General features: G+C 57.6%; 20 protein-coding genes. 11 read left to right on the top strand and 9 right to left on the bottom strand.

Annotated elements, in window-relative coordinates; translation table 11 throughout:
• Positions 1 to 18 precede the first annotated feature (18 nt).
• The 6 genes from bssS to grxB all read right to left on the bottom strand — a co-directional run bounded on the left by bssS (position 19) and on the right by grxB (position 3,739).
• Entirely contained in the window at positions 19 to 270 is a 252-nt protein-coding gene (gene bssS, locus ACLHDD_RS04425) for a biofilm formation regulator BssS (RefSeq protein WP_128085674.1), read from the bottom strand.
• A 240-nt stretch (positions 271 to 510) separates the two neighbouring features.
• On the bottom strand, positions 511 to 783 hold the full coding sequence (locus tag ACLHDD_RS04430; protein ID WP_427103100.1) for a hypothetical protein: 273 nt from the start codon (positions 781 to 783) through the stop codon (positions 511 to 513).
• Positions 784 to 928: 145 nt separating this feature from the next.
• A complete protein-coding gene (gene dinI / locus ACLHDD_RS04435; protein WP_111138619.1) occupies positions 929 to 1,174 on the bottom strand; it encodes a DNA damage-inducible protein I in 246 nt (81 codons plus the stop codon).
• Positions 1,175 to 1,236: 62 nt separating this feature from the next.
• A complete protein-coding gene (pyrC, locus tag ACLHDD_RS04440; protein WP_427103101.1) occupies positions 1,237 to 2,280 on the bottom strand; it encodes a dihydroorotase in 1,044 nt (347 codons plus the stop codon).
• Positions 2,281 to 2,414: 134 nt separating this feature from the next.
• Positions 2,415 to 2,978, bottom strand: a complete 564-nt coding sequence (locus tag ACLHDD_RS04445) for a lipoprotein (RefSeq protein ID WP_427103102.1) — start codon at positions 2,976 to 2,978, stop codon at positions 2,415 to 2,417.
• A gap of 113 nt (positions 2,979 to 3,091) precedes the next feature.
• Positions 3,092 to 3,739, bottom strand: coding sequence for a glutaredoxin 2 (gene grxB / locus ACLHDD_RS04450; protein ID WP_427103103.1), 648 nt, complete (start codon positions 3,737 to 3,739; stop codon positions 3,092 to 3,094).
• 276 nt (positions 3,740 to 4,015) lie between these two features.
• Between grxB and rimJ the strand changes: the two genes are divergently transcribed.
• The 4 genes from rimJ (at position 4,016) to murJ (ending at position 7,843) form a co-directional block, all read left to right on the top strand.
• Positions 4,016 to 4,609 (top strand): ribosomal protein S5-alanine N-acetyltransferase, encoded by a 594-nt coding sequence (rimJ, locus tag ACLHDD_RS04455; RefSeq protein WP_427103104.1) that lies wholly within the window; start codon positions 4,016 to 4,018, stop codon positions 4,607 to 4,609.
• 13 nt (positions 4,610 to 4,622) lie between these two features.
• The gene (locus tag ACLHDD_RS04460; protein WP_427103105.1) at positions 4,623 to 5,261 is read left to right on the top strand and encodes a YceH family protein; all 639 of its coding nucleotides are present in this window, start codon (positions 4,623 to 4,625) and stop codon (positions 5,259 to 5,261) included.
• Between the two features lies 1 nt (position 5,262).
• Positions 5,263 to 6,183, top strand: a complete 921-nt coding sequence (locus ACLHDD_RS04465) for a Gfo/Idh/MocA family protein (protein ID WP_427103106.1) — start codon at positions 5,263 to 5,265, stop codon at positions 6,181 to 6,183.
• Positions 6,184 to 6,304: 121 nt separating this feature from the next.
• Positions 6,305 to 7,843 carry a murein biosynthesis integral membrane protein MurJ gene (murJ, locus tag ACLHDD_RS04470; protein WP_427103107.1) on the top strand — a complete coding sequence of 513 codons (1,539 nt, stop codon included), beginning with the start codon at positions 6,305 to 6,307 and terminating at the stop codon, positions 7,841 to 7,843.
• Positions 7,844 to 7,905: 62 nt separating this feature from the next.
• On the opposite strand, the gene flgN is transcribed toward murJ, so the two are convergent.
• The 3 genes from flgN to flgA form a co-directional block, all read right to left on the bottom strand.
• On the bottom strand, positions 7,906 to 8,337 hold the full coding sequence (gene flgN / locus ACLHDD_RS04475; protein ID WP_427103108.1) for a flagellar export chaperone FlgN: 432 nt from the start codon (positions 8,335 to 8,337) through the stop codon (positions 7,906 to 7,908).
• A 5-nt stretch (positions 8,338 to 8,342) separates the two neighbouring features.
• Positions 8,343 to 8,645: a flagellar biosynthesis anti-sigma factor FlgM gene (gene flgM / locus ACLHDD_RS04480; RefSeq protein ID WP_427103109.1), complete on the bottom strand. Its 303-nt coding sequence runs from the start codon at positions 8,643 to 8,645 to the stop codon at positions 8,343 to 8,345.
• A 104-nt stretch (positions 8,646 to 8,749) separates the two neighbouring features.
• Positions 8,750 to 9,409 (bottom strand): flagellar basal body P-ring formation chaperone FlgA, encoded by a 660-nt coding sequence (gene flgA, locus ACLHDD_RS04485; protein ID WP_427103110.1) that lies wholly within the window; start codon positions 9,407 to 9,409, stop codon positions 8,750 to 8,752.
• A gap of 154 nt (positions 9,410 to 9,563) precedes the next feature.
• Between flgA and flgB the strand changes: the two genes are divergently transcribed.
• The 7 genes from flgB to ACLHDD_RS04520 are packed head-to-tail and all read left to right on the top strand — an operon-like array spanning position 9,564 to position 14,701.
• On the top strand, positions 9,564 to 9,977 hold the full coding sequence (flgB, locus tag ACLHDD_RS04490; protein ID WP_427103111.1) for a flagellar basal body rod protein FlgB: 414 nt from the start codon (positions 9,564 to 9,566) through the stop codon (positions 9,975 to 9,977).
• 2 nt (positions 9,978 to 9,979) lie between these two features.
• The gene (flgC, locus tag ACLHDD_RS04495; protein WP_427103112.1) at positions 9,980 to 10,384 is read left to right on the top strand and encodes a flagellar basal body rod protein FlgC; all 405 of its coding nucleotides are present in this window, start codon (positions 9,980 to 9,982) and stop codon (positions 10,382 to 10,384) included.
• 12 nt (positions 10,385 to 10,396) lie between these two features.
• The gene (gene flgD, locus ACLHDD_RS04500) at positions 10,397 to 11,071 is read left to right on the top strand and encodes a flagellar hook assembly protein FlgD (RefSeq protein ID WP_427103113.1); all 675 of its coding nucleotides are present in this window, start codon (positions 10,397 to 10,399) and stop codon (positions 11,069 to 11,071) included.
• Positions 11,072 to 11,097: 26 nt separating this feature from the next.
• Positions 11,098 to 12,354, top strand: a complete 1,257-nt coding sequence (gene flgE / locus ACLHDD_RS04505) for a flagellar hook protein FlgE (protein ID WP_427103114.1) — start codon at positions 11,098 to 11,100, stop codon at positions 12,352 to 12,354.
• A 20-nt stretch (positions 12,355 to 12,374) separates the two neighbouring features.
• Positions 12,375 to 13,130, top strand: a complete 756-nt coding sequence (locus ACLHDD_RS04510) for a flagellar basal body rod protein FlgF (RefSeq protein WP_427103115.1) — start codon at positions 12,375 to 12,377, stop codon at positions 13,128 to 13,130.
• Between the two features lie 17 nt (positions 13,131 to 13,147).
• The gene (flgG, locus tag ACLHDD_RS04515; RefSeq protein ID WP_313652331.1) at positions 13,148 to 13,930 is read left to right on the top strand and encodes a flagellar basal-body rod protein FlgG; all 783 of its coding nucleotides are present in this window, start codon (positions 13,148 to 13,150) and stop codon (positions 13,928 to 13,930) included.
• A gap of 60 nt (positions 13,931 to 13,990) precedes the next feature.
• On the top strand, positions 13,991 to 14,701 hold the full coding sequence (locus ACLHDD_RS04520; protein ID WP_111138635.1) for a flagellar basal body L-ring protein FlgH: 711 nt from the start codon (positions 13,991 to 13,993) through the stop codon (positions 14,699 to 14,701).
• The last annotated feature ends 4 nt before the right edge of the window (positions 14,702 to 14,705 follow it).

A 14,705-nucleotide genomic window follows, 5' to 3' on the forward strand; every position in this document is an offset into this window, starting at 1 on the left:
TGTCTGATGTGGCAGAAGTTAATGCTTATTGAGGAGTCGTTCTATCTGTTCGGCTGATTCTATCTTGGCAATCCCCGCTTCGAGGATCGAGATAAACTGCCTTGCCACATCCGTTGTCAGCCAGTAGGTTGGGCCAACATCCGCTTCTTCTTCTTTCTGATCCTGCGACGATAACGAGTGCAGGCGGATCATCATGGCGTCATAACTGTCGACGGTACTGATATCCCAGCCCACCAGCGGGTGAGTCTGAATCACATCTTTTCTGTCCATTATAACCTCCTTATTACTCGTTAAACGAAGTGCATGGTGAGGTTCAATGCGGCTTTTTTCTTCCGGTCGAAAGAACAATTATAACAGTAAACCCGGGTATGACTGTTTAAAGAGTGCCGTGAGTCAGCTTCTCACAGAACATTTGTATTTAACAGGCCGGAGATGAAAAATAAAATGCCTGGCGGGCAGGCATTTTTATCATGATTCAATGGGCAGGAAAGCCGATACGGCCTGAGCGCATCAGAGCGTCGGCGTTTCCGGTACGATGCCGCCGCTGCGTTTCTGCACGCTCTCTGCCAGTCGGGCAAAGTGCTGCTGAAGCTGCTCATCGTGATTCTGGTTCTGAGCTTCCAGCGACAGGTTGTGCGCCAGCAGCTGGCTGGCCCGATCGTCAAGACAGAACATCAGACTGGAAAAGGCATTTTCCAGCACCGTTAAACGACGCTGCTGGTCGCCAATCAGTGCCAGCAGCTCACCAAAGGTCATCGCCTCTTCCGGTTTATCAGTAGTCATGGTGTCGCATCTCCTGTTATGCATGACGAGCGCAAGCATAGGGTATTGATCATTCAGAGTCTAGATGCTGGGCGGGGGAAGTGCGAGAGGGGAGAAAAGATAAAAAAACCGGGTGGCGACACCCGGAAAAAAAGCACAGTGGCGGTTAATCAGTAATGAACCAGTCGTCAGCGCTCTCCCACGTCTGCTGCAGGATCTCGCTGATCTGGTCGCGCGTCTCTTTTCCACCGCCCAGCACGCTGAGATTGTTGGTACTGGCGTAACGTACCTTGACGTGATTGGTCGAGTCAGGGAATTGTTCATCGATGCGGCGCGACAGTTCGTCGCTTAACGCTTCAATCGCACCAGCAGGAAGAGGTCGGGTATTTGATACGGTAATTTCAACGCGCATAACAGCCTCCGGTTAAGATACTGTATATATTTACAGTATCCGGAGGCCGGAGGCAAGAAAAATTATGCGACGCGCCAGTTCAGTGTCTCACCGGCCAGGAATGGCACCAGTGAATGGCTGCCCAGGGCAAGGGTTTCCGGCACCTGCCAGGTTTCACGCACCAGCGTGATCGTGCCTTGGTTCAGCGGCAGGCCATAAAAACGCGGACCATTCTCCGAACAGAACGCTTCGAAGTGCTCCAGCGCCCCCAGTTCTTCAAAAACGGTGGCGTAGGCGGGCAGTGACGTTGGCGCATTAAATACGCCAGCACAGCCGCAGCTGGACTCTTTGAGATGTTGCAGATGCGGCGCGGTGTCGGTGCCCAAAAAGAAGCGCGGATGGCCACTGGCCACCACCTTACGCAGCGCCTCCTGATGCACATTGCGCTTCAGGATCGGCAGGCAGTAGAGATGCGGGCGGATACCGCCCACCAGCATGTGGTTGCGGTTAAACATCAGATGCTGCGGGGTAATGGTCGCGCCCAGGTTATCATCGGCAGCGGCAACATAGTCGGCGGCATCCTGGGTAGTAATGTGCTCCATCACCACTTTCAGCGCCGGAAACTGGCGGCGCAGCGGCTCCATCACCGTTTCAATAAAGCGCGCTTCGCGGTCGAAGATATCGACATGCGCGGCGGTCACCTCACCGTGCACCAGCAGCGGCATTCCCAGTGCCTGCATCCGCTCCAGCACCCGTGCAATCGAGGCGATATCGGTCACGCCATGGCTGGAGTTGGTGGTGGCGTGCGCCGGATAGAGCTTAGCTGCAGTGAACAGACCGGAGGCGAAGCCGCGCTCAAGTTCATCCGGATCGAGCGAGTCAGTCAGATAACAGGTCATCAGCGGGGTAAACGCGTGACCTGCGGGCAGCACCGCCAGGATACGGTCGCGATAGGCTTCACCCGCCGCGACGCTGGTTACAGGTGGCACCAGGTTTGGCATCACAATGGCACGACCATTCACCGCGCTGGTATAGGGCAGAACCGTTTTAAGCATCTCATCATCACGCAGATGAATATGCCAGTCGTCAGGGCGACGCAGGGTAAGTTGCTGAGGGTGTGCTGTCATCAGTGAAGCTCCGGCAGAAGAGAAAACAAAAGGCATGTTTTGGCCGGGGTATAAGCATAAGGATTCAGGCAACCGTTTGCACCTGCTTTTTATGCCGACAAAGAAAAACCGCGCCAGAGGCGCGGTATTCGACGTTACTCAGTAAAGGGGATCACCAGCTCGCCGGGCTTCACTTCCAGCCCTTTGGCGAACTTCTTCGCCAGCGACTCGCCCTTGCTGCGGTCGGCGCTGAGCACGTAGGCTGGCTTCTGATCAAAATAGCTTTTCAGCGACTGATTCAGGTAGGGGGTCAGCGTCTTCATGATCGCAGCCATTTTTTCCGGTGCCACCTGCGCGTCGGTAATTTCCAGATCGCGCAGATAGATGGCACCCTGCTGCGGATCGTAGATTGGCTGTGCCCGCATCTTCAGCTGCATATCCGCCTGCTGTGGGCCGAACAGCGACGTAACGTTAATCTTGGCACTGCCGGAGAGCGTCACCTTGCCGGGCTCTTCGCGGCCGATCTGGCTGCTGAGATTGTTCAGCACGATATGCGCGTTAACCAGCCCGGAAACGCCAATATCTTTCTCATAATTATTGTGTTTTTGCAGCGCCTGGTTAACGTCCTGTTCACTGATGGTGTATTGCGTCAGCTGATTACAGCCACTTAACAGCAGGGCGAACAACAGGGCGGTCAGCCCGAAAAAAGCCTTTTTCATCGATCGATATCCTGAATATCAGAGCCAGTAAACAGGCCATAGCCTGCCTGAATGTGGCGCGGGTGTCATCAGGAAAGGGATGAGAAACGCCGCAGCGTCTCTCATCTGGCGGGTCAGTGGGCGATGGAGGAGAGCAGATTGACCTGGGTCTGTTTTGCCATGTTATCGCGATAGTCGGCGACCCGGGCGGGCCAGTCGATACCGGCCACCAGCGTCAGCGAGCGCAGCAGGGGGAAGAGGTTAAAATCGTCTTCCGACAGCTCGCCGTTGACCGCGTTAGACTGGACGATGAGCCTGTCGAGCTTGCGCAGGTCGTCGCTGACATTTTTGATCAGTCCGGCCGAATGACTCTTCAGCGCGGCGAAATCACCAACGCTCGCCTGCTTTTTGGTGCGGAAATAATTACGCGCTTCCGGCGTGGCAAACTCGGCAAACGCCGCCTCTGCAATACGTGGCAGCAGCAGCTTATTAACGTAGCTGTTCATGTGACGCAGCCAGTCAGCGATGGCCGGATTCAGTGCGCCCGTTATCAGCGGTGTGTGATCCAGCTCGTCGACATAGTGAACAATATCCATGCTCTCCGGCATGGCGCTGCCGTCCTGCTTTTGCAGAATCGGCACCATTTTCTTGCCGACCAGACGGACCGGGGTCTCTTCATCGTCGTTGAGCATCACCACCAGCTCAACCGGCACATTTTTAAGACCAAAAATCATGCGCGCTTTCACGCAGAAAGGGCAGTGGTCATAGATATAGAGCTTCATCCTGATCTCCTGTGTGACAGGTTTAGGGTTCAACAGAACAAATCAGATCATCCTGTTTTTCGGGCCCGTAAAAAGTATGGAAGAGATCAGCGGGCAGGGCAAACCGGGGGGAGCCGACGGCCAGCGGAGTCATCGCCGCAGGTGACGATAAGCGTGCTAAATCAACCGCTTTACGGCAGAACCGCGGTAACGTTTTACCGTAGCCCGGGTGGCGGTTATAGTGAAGGCCGGTTAATGACGGCTCATCTCTATCGGCCATTGATTTCAGGAGTCAGAATGTTTGGCTATCGTTCTGCCGCCCCCAGGGTGCGCTTGACCACCGATCGGCTGGTGGTCCGTCTGGTTCACGAACGTGATGCCTGGCGAATGGCAGATTACTATGCGGAAAATCGCCTTTTTCTCAAACCGTGGGAGCCGGTACGTGATGACAGCCACTGCTATCCCTCTGGCTGGCAGGCGCGACTCGGCCTGATTACGGACCTGCATAAGCAGGGGTCGGCCTTCTATTTCATTCTGATGGACAGCGAAGAAACTGAAGTCAGAGGCGTGGCGAACTTCAGCAACGTGCTGCGCGGCTCCTTTCATGCCTGTTATCTCGGCTATTCACTGGGTGAAAAGTGGCAGGGCCAGGGGCTGATGTTTGAAGCACTGCAGGCGGCCATCCGCTATATGCAGCGGCAGCAGCACATCCATCGCATTATGGCCAACTACATGCCGCACAATCAGCGCAGTGGTGCTCTGCTAGCGCGACTCGGTTTTGAAAAAGAGGGCTATGCGAAAGATTATCTGCTGATAGACGGACGCTGGCAGGATCACGTACTGACGGCTTTAACCCAGCGGGAATGGACGCCTGACCGGCGTGGACATTAATGAGGATGCGAATATGAAGATGGCGTTATCGGCGCAGGCGCTGCGGGTGCTGGGCTGCCTGATGGAGAAACAGGTCACCACGCCGGAACAGTATCCGCTGTCCCTGAATGGGGTCGTGGTGGCCTGCAACCAGAAATCGAATCGCGAGCCCGTGATGGAGCTGAGCGAAAGCGAGGTTCAGGATCAGCTCGATCAGCTGGAGAAGCGGCATCTGATCACCGCCAGCAGCGCCGCCGGACAGCGGGTCGTCAAATATGGGCAGCGTTTCTGCAACTCCGCCTTTGGCGCGCTGAAGCTGAACAGCGCGGAAGTCGCCATCATCACGCTGCTTTTACTGCGCGGGCCACAGACCCCTGGTGAGCTGCGCACCCGCAGCGGGCGGCTGCACGACTTCAGCGATGTCAGCGACGTTGAACAGACACTGGAGGCGCTGATGCAGCGCGACGACAGTGCGCAGGTCATGCGACTGGCGCGTGAGCCGGGCAAGCGCGAAAGCCGCTTTATGCACCTGCTGGGTGACGAGAGTGAAACACCACAGCCCGCCGGGACCCTGGATGCGCAGGACGAGCTGGCGGCGCGCGTCGCCACACTGGAAATCCAGGTCGCGCGGCTTCAGGCCAGGCTTGATCAACTGCTGTCACCGGAGAGCTGAGATGAGCGTACGTATTGGCGTAGTGGGACTTGGCGGGATTGCGCAGAAAGCCTGGCTGCCGGTGCTGTCGGCGGCGACGGACTGGACGCTGGTGGGCGCTTTTTCGCCGAATCAGGCCAAAGCCCGCCCGATCTGCGACAGCTATCGCCTGCAATGTTTTGGTTCGCTGGATGACTTAGCAGCCGCCTGCGATGCGGTCTTTGTCCACAGCAGCACCGCCACCCACTATGAGGTGGTCAGGACGCTGCTGCTGGCCGGAAAGGATGTCTGCGTCGATAAACCGCTGGCCGAAACGCTGGATCAGGCAGAGGCGCTGGTGGCGCTGGCGGAGAAACGGCAGCGTAAACTGATGGTGGCGTTCAACCGCCGTTTCGCTCCACGTTATCGGCAACTGCGGGCGGAGATGGCAGGTGCGGCCTCACTGCGGGTCGAAAAGCATCGCAGCGACAGCGTCGGGCCGCAGGATCTCCGCTTTACGCTGCTCGACGACTACCTGCATGTGGTGGATACCGCGCTCTGGCTGGGCGGCAAACCTGTGCGTGAGGTTCAGGGACGCATCGACACCAACGAACAGGGGCAGATGCTCTGTGCCGAACATCACTTCTCGCTGGAAGGATTGTCGATCACCACCAGCATGCACCGGCGCGCCGGCAGCCAGCGCGAGCGGGTCAGCGCGGTGTGTGATGGAAAGTGCATTGACGTCAGTGAGATGCGCGACTGGCAGGAAGAGCAGGGCGGTAACCTGCTGATAGTGCCACCCCCCGCCTGGCAGAGCCATCTGGCGCAGCGTGGTTTCACCGGCGCGGCGCGCCATTTTATCGACTGCGTGCAAAATCAGACGAAGCCTGAAACCAGTGGTGAACAGGCGCTGCTGGCGCAGCGCGTGGTGGAAAAGCTGTGGCGCGAGGCGACGCGTGAATAACGCCTTGTAACACTCCGTGCTGGTCATTTCCGGCTGTGGCAGTAGACTGTCGCCGGACACCTCCTGGTGTCCGCGCTAATTCTCCTTTTTTGCCGATTCTTTTCAGGATGCGCCGTCAATTATGAATCTGTTGAAATCGCTGGCAGCGGTCAGTTCCATGACCCTGTTTTCCCGCGTACTGGGCTTTGCCCGTGATGCCATTGTGGCAAGGGTTTTTGGTGCCGGGATGGCGACCGATGCCTTCTTCGTTGCATTTAAACTGCCCAACCTGCTGCGGCGAATCTTCGCCGAAGGCGCCTTTTCTCAGGCCTTCGTGCCGATTCTGGCCGAATATAAAAGCAAACAGGGCGATGAAGCGACAAAACTGTTTCTGGCGTACGTCTCCGGTCTGCTGACGCTGGCGCTGGCGCTGGTGACCGTAGCGGGCATGATCGCGGCTCCGTGGGTCATCATGGTAACGGCGCCGGGTTTTGCCGACAGCGCGGACAAGTTTGCTCTGACCAGTTCGCTGCTGCGGGTGACCTTTCCTTACATCATGCTGATTTCGCTGGCGTCACTGGCGGGGGCGGTGCTGAACACCTGGAACCGCTTTTCGGTGCCTGCGTTTGCACCGACCCTGCTGAACGTGAGCATGATTGGGTTTGCCCTGTTTGCCGCACCACATTTTCATCCACCAGTGATGGCGCTCGCCTGGGCGGTGGTTGCCGGTGGCGTGCTGCAGCTCGGCTATCAGCTGCCACACCTAAAAAAGCTCGGCATGCTGGTCCTGCCGCGTCTGAATCTGCGTGACGCAGGCGTCTGGCGGGTCATGCGTCAGATGGGCCCTGCCATTCTGGGCGTCTCGGTCAGCCAGATCTCGCTGATTATCAATACCATCTTCGCTTCGTTTCTGGTGTCGGGATCGGTTTCCTGGATGTACTACGCGGATCGCCTGATGGAGTTCCCGTCGGGCGTGCTGGGCGTGGCGCTGGGCACCATCCTGCTGCCATCGCTGGCCAAGAGTTTTGCCAGCGGCAATCACGATGAGTATTCACGGCTGATGGACTGGGGCCTGCGCCTCTGCTTCCTGCTGGCGCTGCCCAGTGCGGTGGCACTGGGCATGCTCTCCGGTCCGCTGACCGTGGCGCTGTTCCAGTACGGTAAATTCACGGCGTTTGATGCGGCCATGACGCAGCGCGCCCTGATCGCCTATTCGGTCGGACTGATGGGGCTGATCGTGGTGAAAGTGCTGGCGCCGGGCTTCTACTCCCGTCAGGACATCAAAACCCCGGTGAAGATCGCCATTATTACACTTGTCATGACACAGATGATGAACCTGGCGTTTATCGGGCCGTTAAAACATGCGGGCCTGTCGCTGTCGATTGGTCTGGCGGCGTGCCTGAATGCGGCACTGCTCTACTGGCAGCTGCGTAAGCGGAAGATCTTTATACCACAGCCCGGCTGGAGCAGCTTCCTTATCCGTTTACTGATCGCGGTGGTGGCGATGGCCGGGGCGCTGTTTGCCATGCTGCAATGGATGCCTGCCTGGGAGCAGGGCGCGATGCTATGGCGTCTGCTGCGTCTGGCGGCGGTCTGTGCGGTCGGCGGCGGCGCTTACTTCCTCGCGCTGGGGCTGCTGGGCTTCCGGCTGCGCGACTACGCCCGCCGCACGGTGGTGTAACCGGCCGCGAAAAGCAGCTAACAAAAAATCCCGCATCAGGCGGGATTTTTTATGTCCGGATTTCAGGCTTTACGACTCAGGGTCGCCTGACCTTTTCCCCGGCCATCCGGGCCATAAAAGGCCTGCGTCTGATGCGGCTTCAGCACATCCAGCGCCTGTTCGGTGTAGCGGATCTGATGTTGCAGCAGCAAGCCATTATGCACGTTGGCATCCTGCAGACGACGGGTATGCTGCTGAATTGTCTCCCAGCGGCGCGCCATGTCGTTCTGACCACGATAAGGTGCGGACGTCGCCTGGCTCTGTTCGGCAGTCCGGCGCATCTCATCCAGATAATTCAGCGTCGTAAGTAACGCGCTCTTATCTTCGGTGATACGCTGCAACAGATGGCTGTTAATGCTGCCCGCTGCCAGCTGCTGCTGCTCTTCTTCCAGCACAGCGGAGAGCGACACCAGGACATCCTGCATCTTATCTAATGTGGTCTGCAAATTACTCATGGGAGTTAATTACCCTCTAAATACGCCTTCGTGTCGGCAATCAGCGCATCGGCGATTTTGCCGGTATCCATCTTCAGTTCGCCATTACGGATGGCGGTTTTCAGTTGTTCAACGCGCTCAACGTTAATATCTTTGCTGCCTGGCTGCATCAGTTGTGACTGTGCGCTGCTCAGGCTGACCTGAGCGGCGGCAGGCGTACTCGCCACCGGGCTGGCACTCTGACGCACTTTGCTGCTGCCAGGCTCGCTGCTGTCGCGGCTCTGTACGGTGCTGGCGGGTTTCAGAGGTTGCGTTCTGTCAATGCTCATATTCGGGCTCCTGTAAGGTCAGGGGAAGTCTGCCACCTGAATCATAATAGCGTAATCGCTTTGTTGATTCTTCTATCGGCAGCAGGAGGGGCTTCTTTAACACTTTACAGCGTTATAAGAATATTCCCATCCTCGCGGACTTTACCGCTGACAATCTGGCCATTTCCCATCCTCACCCGCACCCACTGCGAACGGGCAGCATTGTTCAGCGCCTGCCCCTCGCCACTGGCATCAAAACCATCGCCGCTGGCAATCACAATCACATTCTGACCGGCCTTGACCCGCCACGGCTGACGCAGCGTTGAGGGGGTAATCGGCTGGCCAGGCTGAATATCGCGCAGCACCACGGCATCGGCGACCGCGTCGCTATTCAGCAGGGCACGGGCGGGCAGGGTATCCAGGCGGCCCGTCTGCAGCGTGAAATCATTCTCGCTGACGCTGCTGCCACGGCTCAGAAGACGGTTCGCCACCAGATAAGTGCCGGTCACCTGCACCTGCACCTGCAGGTAACGGCGGTTCTCACCGCAGTTAGCCGCTACGCTCATATTGCCCCAGAGCCGGCTGTTGCCGGGCAGGCTGAACTGCGGCGATTCGCAGGCGGGCCATTGCTCCTGCGGCGTACGAATCACTACGACCATGCCTGCCGCATGTGTGGCGTCACGCGCTTTAAAAAACTGATCCAGTTGTGCCGTGAGATCGCCGGCAGACGCCGGCAGGGCGATTGCGACCAGCAGACTGGTCAGCAGGGTCAGACATCGACGCATTTGGCATCTCCTCACCGTTAATGCCGACGAGTGTACCCCTTCCCGAAAATCCTCAAGAGTCAAAATAGCGGTCATTTGAGGCGTTATTCAGACGATGACCGCTTGCTTTTTCAAATTAAGCTGCCAGCTCGAAATTCTCATTTGCGGAGGAAACATGCTCGACAAACTGGATGCGGCGCTGAAATTTGGAACCGAGGCCCTCAACCTGCGTGCTCAGCGTCAGGAGATCCTGGCGTCAAACATTGCCAACGCCGATACCCCAGGTTATCAGGCCCGGGATATCGACTTTGCCAGCGAGCTGAGTCGGGTGATGTCCAACGGTCGTGCGGAAGGCAGCAGCATGGCGTTAAAAGTTACGTCAGCCCGCCACATTGAAGCACAGACCAACAGTGCGCCTGCGATGGACATGCTTTATCGGATTCCCGATCAGCCTTCTGCCGACGGCAACACCGTAGATATGGACCGTGAACGTACCCAGTTTGCGGATAACAGCCTGAAATATCAAACCGACCTCACCCTCATCAGCAGCCAGATCAAAGGCATGATGAGCGTGTTACAAGGGCAATAATTATGGCCTTGCTGAATATTTTTGACATTGCCGGCTCTGCGATGACCGCGCAGTCACAGCGATTAAACGTCAGTGCCAGTAACCTGGCTAACGCCGACAGCGTTACCGGCCCCGATGGCAAGCCCTACGTGGCTAAACAGGTGGTCTTTCAGACCGATGCGGCACCCGGCGCTGCAACCGGTGGCGTGAAAGTGGCAAAAGTGGTGGATGACCCTTCGCCACCGAAGCTGGTCTATGACCCGGGCAATCCGATGGCGGATGCCAAAGGCTACGTGAAGATGCCAAACGTGGATGTGGTTTCTGAAAGCGTTAACACCATGTCGGCGTCACGCAGTTACCAGGCTAACGTGGAAGTGCTCAACACCGTGAAGTCGATGATGATGAAAACCCTGACGATTGGGCAATAACGGAGAAAAATAATGGCTATCGCGGTAGGCGTTAACGAAAAGCTGGACCCCACGGTTCTCAGCTCATCCAGCACCAGCGGCACCGGTAATAATGCGCAGGATCTGCAGAATCAGTTTCTGACCATGCTGGTGACGCAGTTACAGAACCAGGATCCCACCAATCCGATGGATAACAGTCAGCTCACCACACAGCTGGCGCAGATTAATACCCTGAGCGGCATTGAAAAGCTCAATACTACGCTGGGATCGATCTCCGGGCAGATCAACACCAGCCAGTCGCTGCAGAGCTCCACGCTGATTGGTCATGGCGTGATGGTCAACGGCGGGCAGATCCTGGTCGGCCAGGGCACCACCACCCCCTTTGGCGTTGAGCTGACCTCCGCCTCGACTGCAGCCACCGCCACGATCAAGGATGCCAGCGGTTCCGTGATCGACACCGTCGATCTGGGCGCACTGAGCGCAGGCGTTCACACCTTCTCGTGGGATGGCAAGCTCACCGATGGCTCTGCCGCGCCGGATGGTAAATACACTGTTGCGATTGCCGCAAGCAATGGCAGCACACAACTGGTGGCACAACCGCTTAACTACGCCTACGTCAACGGGGTGAGTACGGCCAACGACACCACAAAACTGGATCTCGGCACCATGGGCTCCGCCACCCTTGACGACGTACGTCAGATTCTCTGATTAACCTGTAGACAGGACACACACACATGTCATTTTCCCAAGCGGTCAGCGGCCTTGGTGCTGCTTCAAGTAACCTTGATGTCATCGGTAACAACATCGCCAACTCCGCGACAGCGGGCTTTAAATCCAGCACCATCGCGTTCGCCGATATGTTTGCCGGTTCTAACGTCGGCCTCGGCACCAAAGTCGCGGCGGTCATTCAGAACTTCAACGACGGTGCGACCACCACGACCAGCCGTGGGCTAGATGTGGCGCTGAGCGGTAACGGTTTCTTCCGTATGACCGACAGCAGCGGTGGCGTCTTCTATTCCCGTAACGGCCAGTTCACGCTGGATAACAACCGTAATCTGGTCAACACCCAGGGCCTGAACGTGACCGGCTATCCGGCCAGCGGTTCACCGGCCACCATTCAGGCGGGTGCTAACCCGGTGGCGCTGCGTATTCCTACTGAGCAGATGTCCGCGCGTGCCACCACGACTGCCGGTCTGGTTGCCAACCTGAACTCTACGGATACCACGCCATCCGTGACGACCTTCTCAACGGCGAATGCGGATAGCTATACCAAAAAAACCACCGTGACCGTGTTCGACTCGCAGGGTAATGACCACGCGCTCGACATGTATTTCTCAAAAGACGCCACCAGCAACAGCTGGACCGTGCGCACCATCGATGGCGAAACCGGCAGCTCGGCGGGTGACTTTCGCATGGCGTTTGACACCAGCGGTAAGCTGACCAGCGTCTCTAAACTGAACGCCAGCGGTGCGGTGGTCAGCACCACCACTGATGGCACCGTCGGCCTGACGCTGAACGCGGGTGGCGCTAATGGCGCGGCGGCGAACCAGCCCATCACCATGAGCATGCTGGGCAGCCTGCAACAGAACACCGGCACCACCTCCTTTGGCAACCCGACTCAGGATGGCTATGCACCAGGCGATCTGACCAGCTACGCGATCAATGATGACGGCACCATCACCGGAACCTATTCAAACCAGAAAACCCAGCTGCTGGGTCAGATCGTGCTGGCAAGCTTCTCTAACCCGGAAGGCCTGCAGTCGAAGGGCGACAACGTCTGGCAGGCTTCAAACGCCTCCGGTCAGGCTGCGGTTGGCCTGGCGAACACCGGTACCTTTGGTTCACTGACAGCGGGCGCTCTGGAGTCCTCTAACGTCGACATGAGTAAAGAGCTGGTGAACATGATCGTGGCGCAGCGTAACTATCAGGCAAACGCGCAGACCATCAAAACTCAGGACCAGATTCTCAACACGCTGGTTAACTTACGTTAATTCGCTAACAGGATTGCCTTATGGATCACGCGATATATACCGCGATGGGCGCGGCCAGCCAGACGCTGGATCAGCAGGCGGTCACCGCCAGCAACCTCGCCAACGCCTCAACACCGGGCTTTCGTGCGCAGCTCAACGCGCTGCGCGCCGTGCCGGTAAGTGGCTGGTCACTGCCCACCCGTACGCTGGTGGCCGCCTCAACACCGGGCGCGGACATGAGCCAGGGCGCGATGGATTACACCGAGCGTCCGCTGGATGTGGCAGTGCAGCAGGATGGCTGGCTGGCCGTACGTACCGCAGACGGCAGTGAAGCCTACACCCGCAACGGCAATATGCAGATCAGCCCGAACGGCACGCTGACGGTTCAGGGCAATCCTGTCATGGGCGACGGCGGCCCGATTGTGGTCCCTCAGGGTACGGAGCTCACCATCGCGGCAGATGGCTCCATTACCGGGCTGAATGCCGGTGATTCACCTAACGCCACGGTTCAGCTGGGCAAACTCAAACTGGTGCGGGCGACCGGCCAGGAGTTACAGCGCAGCGATGATGGCATGTTCCGGCCAACGGCGGCGACGCAGGCCACCCGTGGCGCGGCGCTGCAGGCTGATGCCACCATGCAGGTGATGCCAGGCGTACTGGAAGGCAGCAACGTCAAACCGGTTGAAACCATGGTCGATATGATCGCCAACGCCCGACGTTTTGAGATGCAGATGAAAGTCATCACCAACGTCGATGAAAATGAACAAAAAGCCAATCAGCTCCTGAACATGAGCTAAGGCGCGAGGATAACAACATGATTCGTTCTTTATGGATCGCTAAGACCGGTCTTGATGCGCAGCAGATGAACATGGACGTCATTGCCAACAACCTGGCAAACGTCAGCACCAACGGTTTTAAACGTTCGCGTGCCGTGTTCGAAGACCTGATGTACCAGACTATGCGCCAGCCGGGCACACAGTCATCTGAACAGACCACGCTGCCATCCGGCCTGCAGATTGGTACCGGTGTGCGTCCTGTGACCACAGAACGTCTGCACACCCAGGGCAACCTGTCGCAGACCAGCAACTCAAAAGATGTCGCCATCAACGGCCAGGGCTATTTTCAGATTCAGATGCCGGATGGCACCTCTGCCTATACCCGTGATGGCGCGTTTCAGGTGGACCAGAACGGCCAGCTGGTAACCAACTCCGGTTTCCCGGTGCAGCCCGGTATTACCATTCCAGCCAACGCCACCAGCATCACGGTATCCCGTGACGGTGTGGTCAGCGTGACCCAGCAGGGTCAGGCGCAGGCTGCGCAGGTGGGTCAGTTAACTCTGAGCACCTTTATGAATGATGCCGGTCTCGATAGCGTGGGTGAAAACCTCTACAAGGAAACCCAGGCATCGGGTGCGCCGACGGACAGCACGCCAGGCCAGAACGGCGCCGGTCTGCTCTATCAGGGCTATACCGAAACCTCAAACGTTAACGTGGCGGAAGAGCTGGTCACCATGATCCAGACGCAGCGCGCCTATGAAATCAATAGCAAGGCGATCAGCACCTCTGATCAGATGCTGGCGAAATTAACACAGATTTAATCCCGAACAGGGCCAGCGCCTGCTGGCCTGAAACAGAGACATAAATAAGGTCGTGACACCGTGGCGAAGCAACAGATTCTCAAGCCTGGACATTGGTTAGTCGCTTCATTGCTGCTGACTCTTAACGGATGTGCGCTGGTCCCGCGGACCCCGCTGGTCGAGGGCGCAACCACGGCGCAGCCGCTGCCGTCCGCGCCACCGGTGGTCAATGGATCGATTTTTCAGGGCGTTGCGCCGCTTAACTACGGCTATCAGCCGCTGTTTGAAGATCGTCGTCCTCGCAACATTGGCGATACCCTGACCATCACCCTGCAGGAAAACGTCAGCGCCAGCAAAAGTTCGTCGGCGAATGCCAGCCGTGATGGCAAAAACAGCTTTGGCCTGAGCGCCGTTCCAACCGGACTTGCGGGGCTGGTCGGCGCAGGCGGCGAAAAAGCCAACCTCAGTGCCGAAGGCAAAAACGACTTCGCGGGTAAAGGCGGCGCATCCGCAAACAACACCTTTACCGGCACCATTACCGTTACCGTGGATCAGGTGCTGTCGAACGGCAACCTGCACGTGGTCGGTGAAAAACAGATCGCCATTAATCAGGGCACAGAGTTCATTCGTTTCTCGGGCGTGGTCAACCCACGCACCATCAGCGCCAGCAACGCTGTGTTATCGACCGCGGTCGCCGATGCACGTATTGAGTACGTCGGTAATGGCTATATCAATGAGGCGCAGACCATGGGCTGGTTGCAGCGCTTCTTCCTGAACATCTCTCCGATGTAAGAGG

Source organism: Pantoea sp. NSTU24, assembly GCF_050157905.1.
GTDB lineage: Bacteria > Pseudomonadota > Gammaproteobacteria > Enterobacterales > Enterobacteriaceae > Pantoea.